14 protein-coding genes and 3 pseudogenes are annotated in these 13,462 nt (G+C 63.2%); 9 read left to right on the top strand and 8 right to left on the bottom strand.

The genetic code is table 11. The annotated features are described in order from the left end of the window. Positions 1 to 494: 494 nt before the first annotated feature. The 3 genes from AB6806_RS27925 to AB6806_RS27915 all read left to right on the top strand — a co-directional run bounded on the left by AB6806_RS27925 (position 495) and on the right by AB6806_RS27915 (position 2,134). A complete protein-coding gene (locus AB6806_RS27925; protein ID WP_370956231.1) occupies positions 495 to 1,337 on the top strand; it encodes an alpha/beta fold hydrolase in 843 nt (280 codons plus the stop codon). Between the two features lie 117 nt (positions 1,338 to 1,454). Further along, positions 1,455 to 1,694 (top strand): FitA-like ribbon-helix-helix domain-containing protein, encoded by a 240-nt coding sequence (locus tag AB6806_RS27920; protein WP_370956230.1) that lies wholly within the window; start codon positions 1,455 to 1,457, stop codon positions 1,692 to 1,694. Beyond that, positions 1,694 to 2,134 (top strand): type II toxin-antitoxin system VapC family toxin, encoded by a 441-nt coding sequence (locus AB6806_RS27915; RefSeq protein ID WP_370956229.1) that lies wholly within the window; start codon positions 1,694 to 1,696, stop codon positions 2,132 to 2,134. Before AB6806_RS27920 ends, AB6806_RS27915 begins: the two co-directional genes overlap by 1 nt. Positions 2,135 to 2,338: 204 nt before the next feature. Here the strand turns inward: AB6806_RS27915 and poxB are convergent, their stop codons facing one another. The 5 genes from poxB to AB6806_RS27890 all read right to left on the bottom strand — a co-directional run bounded on the left by poxB (position 2,339) and on the right by AB6806_RS27890 (position 7,100). Next, positions 2,339 to 4,075, bottom strand: a complete 1,737-nt coding sequence (gene poxB / locus AB6806_RS27910; RefSeq protein ID WP_370956228.1) for a ubiquinone-dependent pyruvate dehydrogenase — start codon at positions 4,073 to 4,075, stop codon at positions 2,339 to 2,341. A gap of 157 nt (positions 4,076 to 4,232) precedes the next feature. Next, positions 4,233 to 5,348 (bottom strand): FAD binding domain-containing protein, encoded by a 1,116-nt coding sequence (locus AB6806_RS27905; RefSeq protein ID WP_370956227.1) that lies wholly within the window; start codon positions 5,346 to 5,348, stop codon positions 4,233 to 4,235. A 124-nt stretch (positions 5,349 to 5,472) separates the two neighbouring features. Beyond that, positions 5,473 to 6,024: a DsbA family protein gene (locus AB6806_RS27900; protein WP_370956226.1), complete on the bottom strand. Its 552-nt coding sequence runs from the start codon at positions 6,022 to 6,024 to the stop codon at positions 5,473 to 5,475. After that, on the bottom strand, positions 6,021 to 6,530 hold the full coding sequence (locus AB6806_RS27895; RefSeq protein ID WP_370956225.1) for a redoxin domain-containing protein: 510 nt from the start codon (positions 6,528 to 6,530) through the stop codon (positions 6,021 to 6,023). The genes AB6806_RS27900 and AB6806_RS27895 overlap by 4 nt, the downstream gene beginning before the upstream one ends. A 51-nt stretch (positions 6,531 to 6,581) precedes the next feature. Then, the gene (locus tag AB6806_RS27890; protein WP_370956224.1) at positions 6,582 to 7,100 is read right to left on the bottom strand and encodes a Dps family protein; all 519 of its coding nucleotides are present in this window, start codon (positions 7,098 to 7,100) and stop codon (positions 6,582 to 6,584) included. 484 nt (positions 7,101 to 7,584) lie between these two features. On the opposite strand from AB6806_RS27890, the gene AB6806_RS27885 reads away from it, so the two are divergent. The 4 genes and pseudogenes from AB6806_RS27885 to AB6806_RS27870 form a co-directional block, all read left to right on the top strand. Then, complete coding sequence (locus tag AB6806_RS27885) at positions 7,585 to 9,465, top strand: PAS domain-containing sensor histidine kinase (RefSeq protein ID WP_370956223.1); 1,881 nt, start codon at positions 7,585 to 7,587, stop codon at positions 9,463 to 9,465. Next, positions 9,462 to 10,118, top strand: a complete 657-nt coding sequence (locus AB6806_RS27880) for a response regulator transcription factor (protein WP_370956222.1) — start codon at positions 9,462 to 9,464, stop codon at positions 10,116 to 10,118. The genes AB6806_RS27885 and AB6806_RS27880 overlap by 4 nt, the downstream gene beginning before the upstream one ends. Positions 10,119 to 10,238: 120 nt before the next feature. After that, positions 10,239 to 10,643: a response regulator transcription factor gene (locus tag AB6806_RS27875; RefSeq protein ID WP_370956338.1), complete on the top strand. Its 405-nt coding sequence runs from the start codon at positions 10,239 to 10,241 to the stop codon at positions 10,641 to 10,643. A 333-nt stretch (positions 10,644 to 10,976) separates the two neighbouring features. Beyond that, positions 10,977 to 11,080: pseudogene (locus tag AB6806_RS27870) on the top strand (IS630 family transposase); the annotation flags it as partial. Between the two features lie 174 nt (positions 11,081 to 11,254). Here the strand turns inward: AB6806_RS27870 and AB6806_RS27865 are convergent. The 3 genes from AB6806_RS27865 to AB6806_RS27855 form a co-directional block, all read right to left on the bottom strand. Next, positions 11,255 to 11,851, bottom strand: coding sequence for a peptidase S14 (locus AB6806_RS27865; RefSeq protein WP_370956221.1), 597 nt, complete (start codon positions 11,849 to 11,851; stop codon positions 11,255 to 11,257). A gap of 54 nt (positions 11,852 to 11,905) precedes the next feature. Further along, positions 11,906 to 12,046, bottom strand: coding sequence for a hypothetical protein (locus tag AB6806_RS27860; protein ID WP_370956220.1), 141 nt, complete (start codon positions 12,044 to 12,046; stop codon positions 11,906 to 11,908). 109 nt (positions 12,047 to 12,155) lie between these two features. Next, complete coding sequence (locus tag AB6806_RS27855; protein ID WP_370956219.1) at positions 12,156 to 12,686, bottom strand: DUF4142 domain-containing protein; 531 nt, start codon at positions 12,684 to 12,686, stop codon at positions 12,156 to 12,158. Between the two features lie 382 nt (positions 12,687 to 13,068). Here AB6806_RS27855 and AB6806_RS27850 point away from each other — a divergent pair. Beyond that, a pseudogene (locus AB6806_RS27850) lies at positions 13,069 to 13,206 on the top strand (IS110 family transposase); the annotation flags it as partial. After that, positions 13,206 to 13,462: pseudogene (locus AB6806_RS27845) on the top strand (transposase); the annotation flags it as partial. The pseudogenes AB6806_RS27850 and AB6806_RS27845, both read left to right, overlap by 1 nt.

Here is a 13,462-nt window from a genome sequence, read left to right as displayed (position 1 = left end):
CCGGATCACCCTGCCTGTCTTGGACAAAGTCGCGAGAATTTGCACCTGAGCGCCACCGTCTCAGAATCAGGGTCGCGGCTGCGCTCGAGCACCGGCACGCATCCGAATCCGCTTTGCCGCGCCCGTGACCACAACACCTTCGTATGACCCCATGAACCGAGCGTAGGATTCTCCGCCGCAAGCCGCGGCCCTAGCCTTCCCTTCGTCAACCCGCTCTGGAGACGAACATGAGCATGATCAAGACGACGAAGGGCCGCGCGATATTTGACCGGAATGGCGCGACAAATCGATTCAGCCCGCGGGCTGCGGTGTGGCCGGGCAGCGGCCGGTCATGAGCGGGATCCGGTAGGCCAGTCATGTCGGATCCAAGCACGAACGTTACGCGGCGCGACATCATTGCCGGAGCTGCCGGCGTCACTGCGACGACGTGGCTTCCCACGGACGCGTTTGCCCAACGCCAACCACCCCATCAGCTTTCAAGAGGAGAGACGAGAATGAGCAGCGGTTTCATCACCACCAAGGACGGCGTCGAGATCTTCTACAAGGACTGGGGTCCCAAGAGTGCCCAGCCGATCATGTTCCATCATGGCTGGCCGCTGTCTTCCGACGACTGGGACGCACAGATGCTGTTCTTCCTCAGCCACGGCCATCGCGTGGTGGCCCATGACCGGCGCGGCCATGGCCGTTCTTCCCAGGTCGACACCGGTAACGACATGGACCACTACGCCGCCGATGCTTCGGCCGTCGTCGAGCATCTCGATCTGAAGAACAGCGTCCATATCGGCCATTCCACCGGCGGTGGCGAAGTCGCCCGCTATGTCGCGAAATTCGGCCAGCCCCAGGGCCGCGTCGCCAAGGCGGTGCTGGTCAGTGCCGTGCCCCCGCTGATGCTCAAGACCGCGAGCAATCCCGGCGGCCTGCCGATCGAGGTTTTCGACGGGCTGCGCAAGGCGCTCGCCGCCAACCGCGCGCAGTTCTTCCTCGATCTGCCGAGCGGCCCGTTCTATGGCTTCAACCGCGAGGGCGCGACGGTGTCTCAGGGCGTCGTCCAGAACTGGTGGCGGCAGGGCATGATGGGCGGCGCCCAGGCCCATTATGCGGGCATCAAGACCTTCTCGGAGACCGACCAGACGCAGGATCTGAAGGCGATCACCGTGCCGACGCTGGTGCTCCATGGCGAGGACGATCAGATCGTGCCGTATCAGGATGCCGGTGTGCTCTCGGTCAAGCTCCTGAAGAACGGCACGTTGAAGCTCTATCCGGGCTATCCGCACGGCATGCTGACCACCCATGCCGATGTGATCAACCAGGATCTGCTTGCCTTCGTGAAGGGCTGATCCACGTCCCGGTCACAAAAATCGGCTATTCGGATTTGAGTGTGGAACAGCGAGCCCTTGCGCAGCCTTGCCACGAGCGCTATCTTTGCTCTCAATGATATCATTGGAGGCATGTGAATGGCTGGAAATCTGCATGTGCGGAACTTGGACGACGACCTGATCGTGAAACTGAAAATGCGCGCCGCCCGCCACGGTCGCTCTGCGGAAGCTGAGCATCGAGAGATTCTGCGCCAGGCTTTGCAGAACGAAACGGAGGCTGACTTTGATAGCTTGGCAGCTGATTTAAGGAGGCTGACTGCGTCGCGTAAGCAGACGCCCTCCGAGGAGCTCCTTCGACAAGGGCGAGACGAGCGTTGATGGAGAGGGTGGTCGTTGATGCTAGCGTCGCGATAAAATGGGTCGTGGCAGAAGAAGGCTCCCAGGTCGCTGTCGATCTGCGTTCGCAATTCCGGTTTGCGTCCCCTGAGCTTCTCATCCCGGAATGCGCTAATATCCTTTGGAAGAAGACGCAACGAGGTGAACTCACTCGCGAAGAAGCCATCTTGGCAGCAAGGCTGCTCGAACGCTCGGGTGTCGCATTTCTCTCGATGGCGGGATTGCTGGAACGGTCAACGAGCCTTGCGATCGAGCTCTCGCATCCCGCATATGATTGCACCTATTTGGCAGCCGCGGTCGAAACGGAGGCGAGGTTCGTGACAGCGGATACTCGATTGCTGCGCATCATTGCTCAGCGAGGCTCAAGTGAACTCGCCAGTTCTTGCCTGTCGCTGGCAGATATCTCGAACGGCAGGCATTAGGAGGGGGCTTGAAACAGCAGTCGACGGGACTGAATCCCGCTCGGCTTGACTAGATCCACGCTCAAATCCGGATAGCCCAAAAATCGAGGGAGGGCGGATGATCTCCGCCCTCCCTTTTTCATGTTTTGCGGGCAGCGCCGACGGCGAAAGCCCGCGCCGGGCCCAGCGCTGCTTCGGTTTGATGAAAGACCAGCGGGTGGAGCGTCAGCGCGGCAGCAGGTTCTGCTTCGCGAGATCTATCACCTCGTCGCCCCGGCCGCTCATCACGGCGCGCAACATCCACAGCCCAAAGCCCTTGGCCTGTTCCACCTCGATGGTCGGCGGCATGGAGAGCTCCTGGGTGGCGGTCACCACGTCGAGGACGGCTGGCCCATCATGGCCGAGGACCTCTGCGACCGCACCGGGCAGATCGCCGGGATCCTCGACCCTGACGCCATGGATGCCCATGGCGCGCGCCATCGCGGCAAAATCTGGATTTTCGAGACTGGTGCCGAGTTCGAGGAAGCCGGCGGCTTTCATCTCCAGCGCGACGAAGCCGAGTACGCCGTTGTTGAAGATCACGATCTTGACCGGCAGCTTCTGCTGCTTGAGCGTGATCAAATCGCCCATCAGCATGGTGAAGCCACCGTCGCCGGAGAGCGAGATCACCTGGCGCCCAGGCTGCGCCGCCTGAATGCCGATGGCGTGGGGCATGGCGTTGGCCATCGAGCCGTGCACGAGCGAGCCGACCATCCGGCGCTTGCCGTTCATCGCGAGATAACGGGCCGCCCAGATCGTCGGCGTGCCGACATCGAAGGTGAAGGCTGCATCCTCCGCCGCGAGGTCGCTGACGAGCTTCGCCAGATATTGCGGATGGATCGGCTTGCGGCCAGGCGTGCCGCGCGCCAGCGCGTCGAGCCCTTCGCGGGAGTGCCGGTAGCGGTCGAGACTGTCGTCGAGATGCTTGCGGTCCTGCTTCACCGAGAGGCGCGGCAGCAGGGCCTCGATCGTCGCCCCGACATCGCCGACGACGCCGAGATCGAGCTTGCAGCGCCGCCCGAGCTGAGATGCGCGGATGTCGACCTGCGCGATCGTGATGCCGCTCGGCAGGAACTGCTTGTAGGGAAAATCGGTGCCCAGCATCAGCAACAGATCGCAGGCACGCATCGCCTCATAGCCGGAGGCAAAGCCGATGAAGCCGGTCATCCCGACATCATAAGGATTGTCGTATTCGACATATTCCTTGCCGCCGAGCGCATGCACGATCGGAGCCTTCAGCGTCTCGGCGAGTTGCATCAATTGCGGATGCGCGCCAGCGCAGCCGCGACCGCAGAACAGCGTCACACGCTGCGCGCGATCGAGCAGGCCAGCCAGCGCCGTGACCTGCGCATCGGCCGGTGTCATGACCGGCACTGGCGGCAACAGGCCTGCGATGGGCGAGACGTCGCGCTTGGGGGCCGGCTTCAATGCCACGTCGCCCGGGATCACGATGACGGCGACGCCACGCTCGCCGACCGCGGCGCGGATCGCGTTTTCCAGCACATACGGCATCTGGCTGGGGTCGGAGACCAGTTCGCAATAGACGCTGCATTCGCGAAACAGGTTCTGCGGATGCGTTTCCTGGAAATAGCCGCCGCCAATCTCCGCCGATGGAATCTGCGCGGCGATGGCAAGCACCGGCGTGCGGCTGCGCTGGGCGTCGAAGAGTCCATTGATCAGGTGCAGATTGCCGGGCCCGCAGGACCCCGCGCAGACGGCAAGTTTGCCGGTGATCTGAGCTTCGCCGGCGGCCGCGAAAGCGGCGACCTCCTCGTGCCGGACATGGATCCATTCGATGTTGCCGGTCTGGCGCAACGCCTCGGTCAGGCCGTTCAGGCTGTCACCGACGACACCATAGATGCGCTCGACTCCCGCCTGATCAAGTGTTTCGACGATCATATCCGCGACGTTGCGTTTCGACATTGTACCTCGCATCGTTGGTTCCGGCGTGACGGAGCTAAGCACGGTATTCCAGCAGAAGACCTGCTTGCGAATTTCGTAGCAAGCTGACTCGGGCACACCAAGACCGAGGGCCGTTGGCCTCCTCATGATCAAGGGACGCAGTCGGCGTCGCGAACCGTCACAAGGCCGAAGCGCCGAGCCTGCGTCCATAAGCGGCAATCTCTTCGCCGATCGGGCGGCGCTCGCTTTCATAATGCGCCAGCGCAGGTCGCAGTTCGCTTCCGGCCGCAATATGGCGTTGCAGGGCCAGGACGTCGCCTGCTGCCTTCGATACCCCCATGGCGGTGTGAGGCCTGACGACGAAAGCTGCATCGCCGATCAGCGCGATGGAACCACCAACCATGCGCGGAGCTTCATAGTCGAAAATGCCCTGAATCGACGGTGCGTCCTCGGCAGCCACAGCGAGCGCGAATTGCGGGGGTAGAACGTCGAAGGCGTCACGCCGCAATCCGTCTCGTCGATCGTCGGAAAGGCCGCCCCGCGGCAAGGAAAACTCAAATCTCTTGCCGCTGCGATCGGTGAAGAGTCCGGCGAGTTCGCCAGCTGGCACCTTTCGATACCAAACCCAGTTGTACCGGCGCTCGCCTTTGGCCATTTCGCCCCTGGGCCCGGGAACGAGATAGCCCAGGACATGGACACCTTGCGCCACATAGAAGGCGAAGCGCTCCAACAGGAGCCCTGCCCCTTCGGGAAGCGCGGTCTCGGGAATCAGGCCGCGCCAAGCCGCATAGCCGGCAAAACTGTTGGTATAATTGTCGGGATTAACCGCCCTGCGCACCACGGAGCCGACCCCGTCGGCCCCGATGACCAGATCCGCCTCCTCTGAGGTTCCATCCGAGAACCGGATCGTCGCGCCATTGGGACCGTCGCTGACCCGTTCAACCGTACGGCTGAGCACGTAGTGGCCCGAGGCTATATGGGACGCGACCGCTTCGTAGAGCACATCCCACGATACCTGCGTCTGCGGCGTTGCAAGAGTCTGGGCGACGACGCCATTGCGTTCCAGATAGATGCGCTCCCTGGCGACGACGCCGATGCTGGCGACATGCTCGCATCCGATCAGCCGCAGCATTTGGAAGACCTCCTGCTGCGCGACCAGACCGGCCCCTCGCCCACCCAGTCCATGGCGGGAACGCTCGTAGATGCGGACGTCATGCCCGCCGCGCTGGAACAGGACGCCAGCGAAAAGGCCAGCGAGCGAACCGCCGACAATTCTGATCCGAAGCGGTTTCACGACCAGTTCTTCCCATCAGGTTGAAGTCGCCTTCAGTCACACGCCCGAGGCGCGCATCATGCAGGCCGGCAGCGGTTCAGTTGCCGCCGCCGGCTGACCCACGGTGACGTTGTGACCACTGGGCTTATCGGGAAGGCGCCACGGATCGCATACCGATGGTCGCTGCCCGGCTCAAAGCTTCGACAAGGCTCTCGACATCGCGTTCGCCATCATAGCGTTGGCCGTTGATGAAGAGCGTCGGCGTGCCATTCACGCCGCTGCGGACGCCGCCCGCGAAGTCGCCTTTGATCCTCTGATCGAAACGGCCGTCGAACCCTTCTGCAACCGCAGCGGCATCGAGGCCCAGGCGCACCCCATAGGCAAAGAGATCATCAGTGCTCAGCGCGGTCTGATTCTCGTAAAGCATGTCGTGTGCCTGCCAGAACGTACCCAAGCTCGCGGCGGCCTCGGCGAACTCGGCCGCGCGAACGGCATGGGGATGAAGTTCGGCGATGGGGAAATTGCGGAAGACGAAGCGCATCTGGTTGCCCATGGTCTGCTGGACGGCCTTCATGACCGGGTAGGCCTCGCCGCAATAAGGGCATTCGTAGTCGCCGTACTCGACCAGAGTCACCGGAGCATCGGCGGGGCCTTGCGCGTGATCCTGCGGGCCGACGGGAATGGAGAGACGGCTCATGGCTGAACTCCTTGGAAAGATGACGGTGAGGCGAGCTTGTCCAGCGCCTCGATAATGCCGTCGGCACCGGGATTGATGCCCAGCGGCGAGACGAAGCTCCAGGCGATGACCCCATCCGCGTCGATGACGAACAGCGCCCGCTCGGTCGTCCCCTCCCCGTCGCGGTAGACGCCGTAGCTGCGCGCCACGGCGCCCTTGGGCTCGAAGTCGGCGAGCAGGGGGAAGTGCAGCTTGCGCTGTTCGGCAAAGGCTGCATGACACCAGACGCCGTCGACGGAGATACCGACGAGTTGGGCTCCTGCACGGTGAAATTCGGTGAGAATCTCGTTGTACAGGGCCATCTGGTCGCCGCAGACCGGGCTCCAGTCGGCCGGATAGAAGGCGAGGATCGCAGGTTTGCCACGCAAATCGTCGAGCGAGACCTTCTGGTCCGGCGTCACTGGCAGATTGAAGGCCGGCGCGACGCTTCCGGGGGGAAGCGCCGTTGCGGGGTACGACTGAGACATGGCAAGCCTTCTCGAGCGAGCGAACGGAACTGAGAGTGGGACGGTTCGCGCTCAGCGCGCCGGGCGCGTGATTTCGTAGAGAAACCAGCTGCGACGTTCGGCCTCGTCGATCCAGACTTCGATCAGGCTTGTCGAGGCGACGTCATTATGGCTCTCGCAGACGCCATGGGTCGCACGCAGGAAGCCCGTCAGCCGGCGGTTGTCGTCGGCGAGTTCGGCGAGCATGTCCTGCGGCGTGACATAATCGGCATCGTTGTCGAGCAGGCGCTGGATGCGGTTGATGTGGCCGATCGAACGCAGGGTTGCGCCGCCGACCTTACGGGCCCGTTCGGCGATCGCGTCCGTCGTGGCGAAGATCTGGTCGCCCTGTTCGTCGAGCATCAGGTGGTAGTCGCGGAAATTCGGCCCCGAGAGGTGCCAGTGGAAGTTCTTGGTCTTCAGGTAGAGCGCGAACATGTCGGCGAGCAGCCCGGTCAGCGAAGCCGCGATATCCGTCGTCGCCTGCGCACCGAGATCGGTCGGGGTGCGCAGGGCAGCGGTTCTGCGAAGCTGAAGGGAAAGATCGGTCATGGGAGATCTCCTGAACCTGGCTGGCCTGGATGCAGGCCGCGACCGTTGCGGACCGCCGACGGGAGCGCCGGAGGACGGGCTGTCAGCCCGATGAAGCTGAGAATAGGGGGGTGCATGGCCGGTCTGTATCGGACGATCGTTTCGCCGCCTCATACGTCGGTTTAGTCCCGGTGCCCGAGAGGTCGGCACGCAGGCGTATGTCGCAATGCCTGCTGGAGGCTGCCGCGAGACAGGCTAAACCCCTGTATGATGTCCTAACCCGTCCGGATCGGTCAGAACGTCCGAGCCGAGGACGACGAATTCCGACCAAGGATCACGCGAATGTTCAAGCCCGAGTGGGTACGATGACCTACATGCCAGGTCGTAGAGCCCCCACGCCCCAAGGCCGACCCTGTTCATGTCGTCTCTCGCGCTCGTCGATCCGCGGTCGCCTCGTTCGCCGCAGCGCGATTCAGACAAGGCGGCCGTGGCAGCGGGATCACGCATGACGCGCACTGCGTTCCGCGTCGCAGCCGCGTTGCTTGCGCTCGGGATTTTCCTGATCGACACGCTGACCCCGCTCGAAGGCGCGGTGGCCGTGCTGTATGTCGTCGTGGTCCTGCTCGCCGCGCGGACATCGCGACGTGGTGACATTTTCGTGGCCGCGGTCGGCAGCCTCGTGCTCACCGTCGCGGCGTATATCGACAGCCACGGATTGACTCATGCCGGCTCGCCGACCCTGCGCGCGCTCGTCAGCCTATCGGCGATCGGCATCACCGCCGCTCTCGCGCTCCAAAACCAGCGCGCGACGGATACGCTCTCCGCGCAGGCCAGGCTGCTGAACCTCTCGCACGACATGATCTTCGTGAGGGACCAGTTCGGCGTGATCACCTTCTGGAACAGCGCGGCCGAGGAGGTTTATGGCTGGCGGTCTCGCGAGGCGGTCGGCCGGGTGGCGGATGAACTGCTCGAGACACGCTATTCCGAACGGCGCGAGACGATCGAGGCGGCCCTGCTCGATACGGGGCGCTGGGATGGGACCTTGGAACAGCGGACCAAAGTCGGCGACACCCTGATCGTCGAGAGCCGCTGGGCCGTGCAGCGCGACCAGCTCGGCCGTCCCATGGGCGTGCTCGAAACGCATACCGACGTCACCGATCGCCAGGCAGCCCATGCCGCCCTCGTCCAGAGCGAGCGGCGCTACCGCCGGATGTTCGACGCCAGCCGGATCGGCGTCGTCCAGGAGGACTGGAGCGGCATCAGGGCCGAACTGACTGCGCTTGGTCTTTCGGACGCCACGGCGCTGGGCGCGCATCTCGCGAGCCATCCGGACTTCATCGAACGGGCGCGCAAGCTGACCAAGATCATCGATGTGAACCCCGCATTTCTTTCGATGGTTGCGGCCGGAAGTTCATCCCGCTTTCTTGAATCGGTCGGAGACATCCTGTGTGAAACCGACAGGACTTTCGCCGCGGCGCTGGTGGCATTCGCCCGGGGCGATGCCTTCCACGAGGGCGAGACCGAACTCGTCGGCATCGACGGGCGCCGCGTCCCAGTGCTCTTTGCGATCACCTTTCCCGGGGTCGATGACGGCGACGGCAATGTACTTGTCTTCGTCATCGACAACACCGAACGAAAGCAGGCACAAGATGCCGTGCTCGCGGCCCAGGCCGAGCTCGCCCATGCCGCACGGGTCGCGACGCTCGGCGAACTCACGGCCTCGATCGCCCATGAAGTCAACCAGCCGCTGATGGCAGTTGTGACCAGCGGCGAGGCCGGAATGCGCTGGCTGAGCCGCGAAACACCGGATCTGCACGAGGTCGAGACCGCGATCAGACGCATCATCTCGGAAGGACGCAGGGCGAGCGAGATCGTCAAGCGAATCCGCGCGTTTCTCAAGAAGGCGCCGGCACAGCAGAGCGAGCTCAGCGTCGCTGCGATTATTGAGGAGGCAAGCCAGCTCGTGCAGCGCGAACTGGCACGCGAGCGCGTCGAATTGCGCATCGAGATCGAGCCCGGACTGCCGGCGGTCATGGGCGACCGGATTCAACTCCAGCAGGTGCTGGTCAATCTCATGGTCAATGCCGGCCAGGCGATGGCGGACCAAGCCGGGCAGCGGTTGCTTTCGATCGTCGCCGCACGCTCGGCGCCCGACAGCCTCGCGGTGACGATCACCGATTCCGGGCCCGGCATCGCCGAAGGCGATTTGGCTCGCCTGTTCGATCCCTTCTTCACGACCAAGCAGCAGGGGATGGGCATGGGGCTTGCGATCTGCCGGACGACGACGGAAGCTCATGGTGGCAGGCTCTGGGCCGAGAGCGCACTGGGTGGGGGCGCGACGTTCCAGATCATGCTCCCGGTATGGCAGGACGGCACGACACCATGATTAGGCAGACATCGGCGAGGGCCGCCGCCGCCATCACGCCAAGCGAGCCTCTGGTCATTGTTGTCGATGACGACCTCGCCGTGCGCGAATCCCTTGACAGCCTGTTCAGGTCCATCGGCCTCCAGACACGGCTTTTCGGGTCACCGGCTGAACTTCTCCAGGGTTCGCTTCCGGACCTGCCGGGCTGCATCATTCTCGATGTGCGCCTGCCGGGTATCAGCGGGCTGGATTTCCAGGACCAGCTCACCAGGCAGGGCATCGATCTGCCGATCGTCTTCATGACAGGTCATGGCGATATCCCCATGACGGTGCGGGCGATGAAGGCCGGCGCCGTCGATTTCCTGTCCAAGCCGTTCCGGGACCAGGACATGCTCGACGCGGTGACCGCGGCGATCGAGCGCGACAAGCAGAGGCGAACGGAGGCCGGCGCGAAGAACGATCTACGCGCCGAATACGAGACCCTGACGCCGCGGGAGCGCGAGGTCTTGGCTCATGTCGTGTCAGGGCTGATGAACAAGCAGGTCGCCGGCCTGATCGGCCTGAGCGAGATCACGGTGAAGATCCATCGCGGCAACGTCATGCGGAAGATGGGCGTGCGTTCGCTCGCCGACCTTGTGCGCAAGGCGGAGGCTCTGGGCATTTCCCGACCCTGACGGGTGCCGCCTCCAAACCAGTGTATGATTTCCACAGCGTCGGCAGGGGGCCATATAGGATCACAGCCGCGCATCGGACGTTCCCATTCGTGCGACACACGGCGCGAAGGATTCTTGCCGATGGCCCGTTCTCCAATAATTGCGATCGTTGACGACGATGACGGCGTGCGAACCTCGCTGACCAGTCTCGTGCGCTCACTGGGCTACGACACCCGCAGCTATGGCTCGGCGCCCGAGTTCCTGAACGATCAGGAGATCGGTGACCCGGACTGCATGATATCCGACATCCAGATGCCGCAGATGACGGGAGACCAGCTCCAGGCCGAGCTACTCGCTGCGGGCCGCGTGTTTCCGATCATCTTCATCACCGCCTTTCCGACGGAGGCCACGCGGAGCCGTGTCATGGCCGCAGGCGCCTGCGCCTACCTCGACAAGCCCGCAGACGGCGATACGATCGCCCATTATCTGGCAGCTGCGGTGGAGCATCGCTGCGCAACCGACACCTCCCAGCCTGAAGGGCAGTGAAATAGGTAACCCATCGGCTGGGCGGAGAACCCCGCCCGTATGCCAGAGCTGACAAGCGCAAAGAATGCGCCCACCCGCCTCACGGACAGCTTTCGTGCCGTGCGGCCAATCATCGCCTGCGCGTCCTTCAGATGCCGGTTGCGTAAGGCCAGCCCAGGCCTTGGCGGCTGATGCCGGTCGCTTCCGAGATGATAAGGCCCGCGCTTGCCAAGTGGCGATAGTACGGGGCCATTATCGGCATGGCAGATGGCCGCGCGTGCCCCACGCCCTGTTCAATGGGGCCATGAAAAATTCGCAAGCGGGAGCGCTGAGGCACACCAGCGTCGGTCCACTCGCCTCGTCTTCGTCGACGAGACCTGGATCAAAACCAACATGGCACCGCCGCGCGGCTGGTACCCAACGTACAGCACCTTCCGGCCTATGCTCCCCATGGCCATGTGTGGACGCCCCCTCTCTGGCGCTCCTGGCGTCTCCACCGGAGGCGCTGGCGCGGGCGCGAGGAGGCTGCCAGAGGTGGCATAGACAATGCCGTTCCTGCACTCACGATTGGCGGCTGGTCGCACCGCTCGTCTCGAACACTGTGCACTGCCGGCCACGCTCAACGCCCTGGTTCAAATCACGTCTCTGATCAGGCCGAGCTTTTTGGCATCCGCAGCTTCAATGTACCAGTTTTCTGGTGCCTTCCGAAGAACCTCTTCCATTGATACCGAGGACCCGCGGATTAGGCTCTCAAAGTCTTCGTTCTGTATACGGATCGAATGTTCAATTTCATTTAGCTTGGCTTTGAGCGATGCAACGCAAGTTGTCAGAGGGCCTTCTATGGTCAACTGAGTGCTCATCTTGCGTTCGTGAATCATCAGCCGGGCGCCGCGCGTGAGATAGCGGTTATCGCGCTGAAAGAAGCCCATGAAGGTGGCGCCTGCGGAATATATGGCGGCCTTGCCCAGGAAGGCAAAATGGCGTCCCGGCTCCTGCTTGCTATGAAACGCGATGTCCTCGCCCATCATACGCGCGACCTCCGGATCGCCGCCAAGGGTGCTGAGTTCGACAACAACGATTCCCTCGGCCGGCGCAGCCGCGAGCATCCTGCGAAAGTTATCATACATCGCAAAGTCGACCGGCCCGGCGAGCAGAATAGCTGGGTTTGCAAACTGCGATGGCGCCAATGCCTGGATTGGTCTGGGATGATGTTGCTGGTCATCCGCCACTGGATTTTCTTCCCTTCATCCACTTTGGAGAGCCACTCCCGGCGACTCCAGCGCTCAGCTGGCGTCATCCGTAGCGGAGGAATCAGCGGATCTTCGGTTGGCTGCACTGTCGAAGGCCTGCTCGATCTGGATGAACTTGCCGTCCAGTCCCCGTACGCCCGACTGCTGCGCCTTATCGCGATTTGTCAGGACCATGTTTTCTCTGACCTCCTCGGTTCGTGTACTCATGGCGCCTGTGCCGTCGCCCTTGCCGGTAGCTCCAGCGCCGATTCACCGTACAAAGCTCCGCAGCCTCGGCCGCGGGTCAGTTCCCTGACTGCGCTGCGGCCTGAACGTGCTCCGCGTGCCTCTCGAGCTTGGGAAGAGTCTCGCGCGCGAAAGAGACAAGCCTGGAATCGTCCCCGCTTCGCGCATAAATCTGGAACAGCGTGATCGCCTCGTCGTGCGCCTGCGCCTGAACGGCCAGATAGGCGGCGTCGAATTCGTTGGCCGGCGTAGCGGCAAGCTGAGCCACCATAGCCTGGTGACGACTGCTCAACACCGCCGGCGGCGGCTGCATGCCCGAAGACCGCATGACTGTCGCCATGCGCCGCGATGCTGCCGTATGGTCGCGGATCATGCGGTCAGCGACGCGCTTCACCTGGGGGTCGCGCGACCGTCGCAGGGCAAGGCGGCTGGTTTCGATCTCAAGAAGGTTGGAGGACACGGCCATCGGCGCAAACGCGCCGCTGGTCGTGGCAGCGGATGCCGCGACAGTCGCGACCGGAGATGAAACAGGTATGCACCCGCCCAAGGTGGCCCCGAGCGCGGCCACGACAAATATGGTTTTAATCATGGAGTGACCCTCTGTGGTTGGGCTTATCCCTGAGCCGCAACCAGATCGCGGTGTCGTAGTTCCTTCGCTGATGCATCGGTTTGGATCGCCAAAGATGTAGAAGAGGCTGCGCCCTGTGGCGCCAGGTTGGCGGGTGCACCCGGTGTCTAGCCCAAGCGCTATGCAACCGAACTTTCTGTTCTTCATTGTTCAATTGAGCTGACATTGAACAGGAGCCGGAATGAGCCGCCACAAAATGCCTTTTGGTGCTGAGATCACCGATGAGGGTGTCCGATTCTCAGTAAGACCGTATGTCCGCTGAGCCGGGGTGGCTCGCCCTGCACTGCGCCTTCGAGGGTTGCTCGGAGTGGCCGAGCCGATCCTCATCGCAGGAGGACGAGCCGTGGGCCATTGTAGCGAGATTTTTGTCGGGATCGATGTTGCGAAGATGCGGAACGCCATCGCCGTAGCCGATGGTGAGCGCGGAGGCGAGGTGCGCTTCGTCGGCGAAGTGATTTCAAGCGTGACGCGGTCGCGCAGATCACGGAGCGGGGCTACCCGGTTGCAGAGGTGTCCAAGCGGCTCGGCGTTAGCCAGCACTCGCTACGCCTGGAAGCGGAAGTTCTCGAAGCCATCGGCCCCGGCTGGTGTTGACGAGGCTGCGGAGGTTCGCCGCCTGAAGGCGGAGCTGGCACGGGTCACCGAGGAGCGCGACATCCTAAAAAAAGATCGGGTTGTTGGGGCTCCGGCCTCCTCCTGGTCGCTGGGTGACGGGAGGGTGGCTTTCCGGGCAGGCT

Source organism: Allobosea sp. RCC_152_1, assembly GCF_041360765.1.
Taxonomy (GTDB): Bacteria; Pseudomonadota; Alphaproteobacteria; order Rhizobiales; family Beijerinckiaceae; genus Allobosea; species Allobosea spartocytisi.
This window is presented reverse-complemented; position numbering and strand designations above follow the sequence as displayed.

Bases quoted from the DNA above. Each gene is read 5' to 3' on its own strand.
- AB6806_RS27925 (WP_370956231.1), top strand. From the start codon at position 495: ATGAGCAGCGGTTTCATCACCACCAAGGACGGCGTCGAGATCTTCTAC.
- AB6806_RS27920 (WP_370956230.1), top strand. From the start codon at position 1,455: ATGGCTGGAAATCTGCATGTGCGGAACTTGGACGACGACCTGATCGTG.
- AB6806_RS27915 (WP_370956229.1), top strand. From the start codon at position 1,694: ATGGAGAGGGTGGTCGTTGATGCTAGCGTCGCGATAAAATGGGTCGTG.
- poxB (WP_370956228.1), bottom strand. From the start codon at position 4,075: ATGTCGAAACGCAACGTCGCGGATATGATCGTCGAAACACTTGATCAG.
- AB6806_RS27900 (WP_370956226.1), bottom strand. From the start codon at position 6,024: ATGAGCCGTCTCTCCATTCCCGTCGGCCCGCAGGATCACGCGCAAGGC.
- AB6806_RS27895 (WP_370956225.1), bottom strand. From the start codon at position 6,530: ATGTCTCAGTCGTACCCCGCAACGGCGCTTCCCCCCGGAAGCGTCGCG.
- AB6806_RS27890 (WP_370956224.1), bottom strand. From the start codon at position 7,100: ATGACCGATCTTTCCCTTCAGCTTCGCAGAACCGCTGCCCTGCGCACC.
- AB6806_RS27885 (WP_370956223.1), top strand. From the start codon at position 7,585: ATGACGCGCACTGCGTTCCGCGTCGCAGCCGCGTTGCTTGCGCTCGGG.
- AB6806_RS27880 (WP_370956222.1), top strand. From the start codon at position 9,462: ATGATTAGGCAGACATCGGCGAGGGCCGCCGCCGCCATCACGCCAAGC.
- AB6806_RS27875 (WP_370956338.1), top strand. From the start codon at position 10,239: ATGGCCCGTTCTCCAATAATTGCGATCGTTGACGACGATGACGGCGTG.
- AB6806_RS27860 (WP_370956220.1), bottom strand. From the start codon at position 12,046: ATGGTCCTGACAAATCGCGATAAGGCGCAGCAGTCGGGCGTACGGGGA.
- AB6806_RS27855 (WP_370956219.1), bottom strand. From the start codon at position 12,686: ATGATTAAAACCATATTTGTCGTGGCCGCGCTCGGGGCCACCTTGGGC.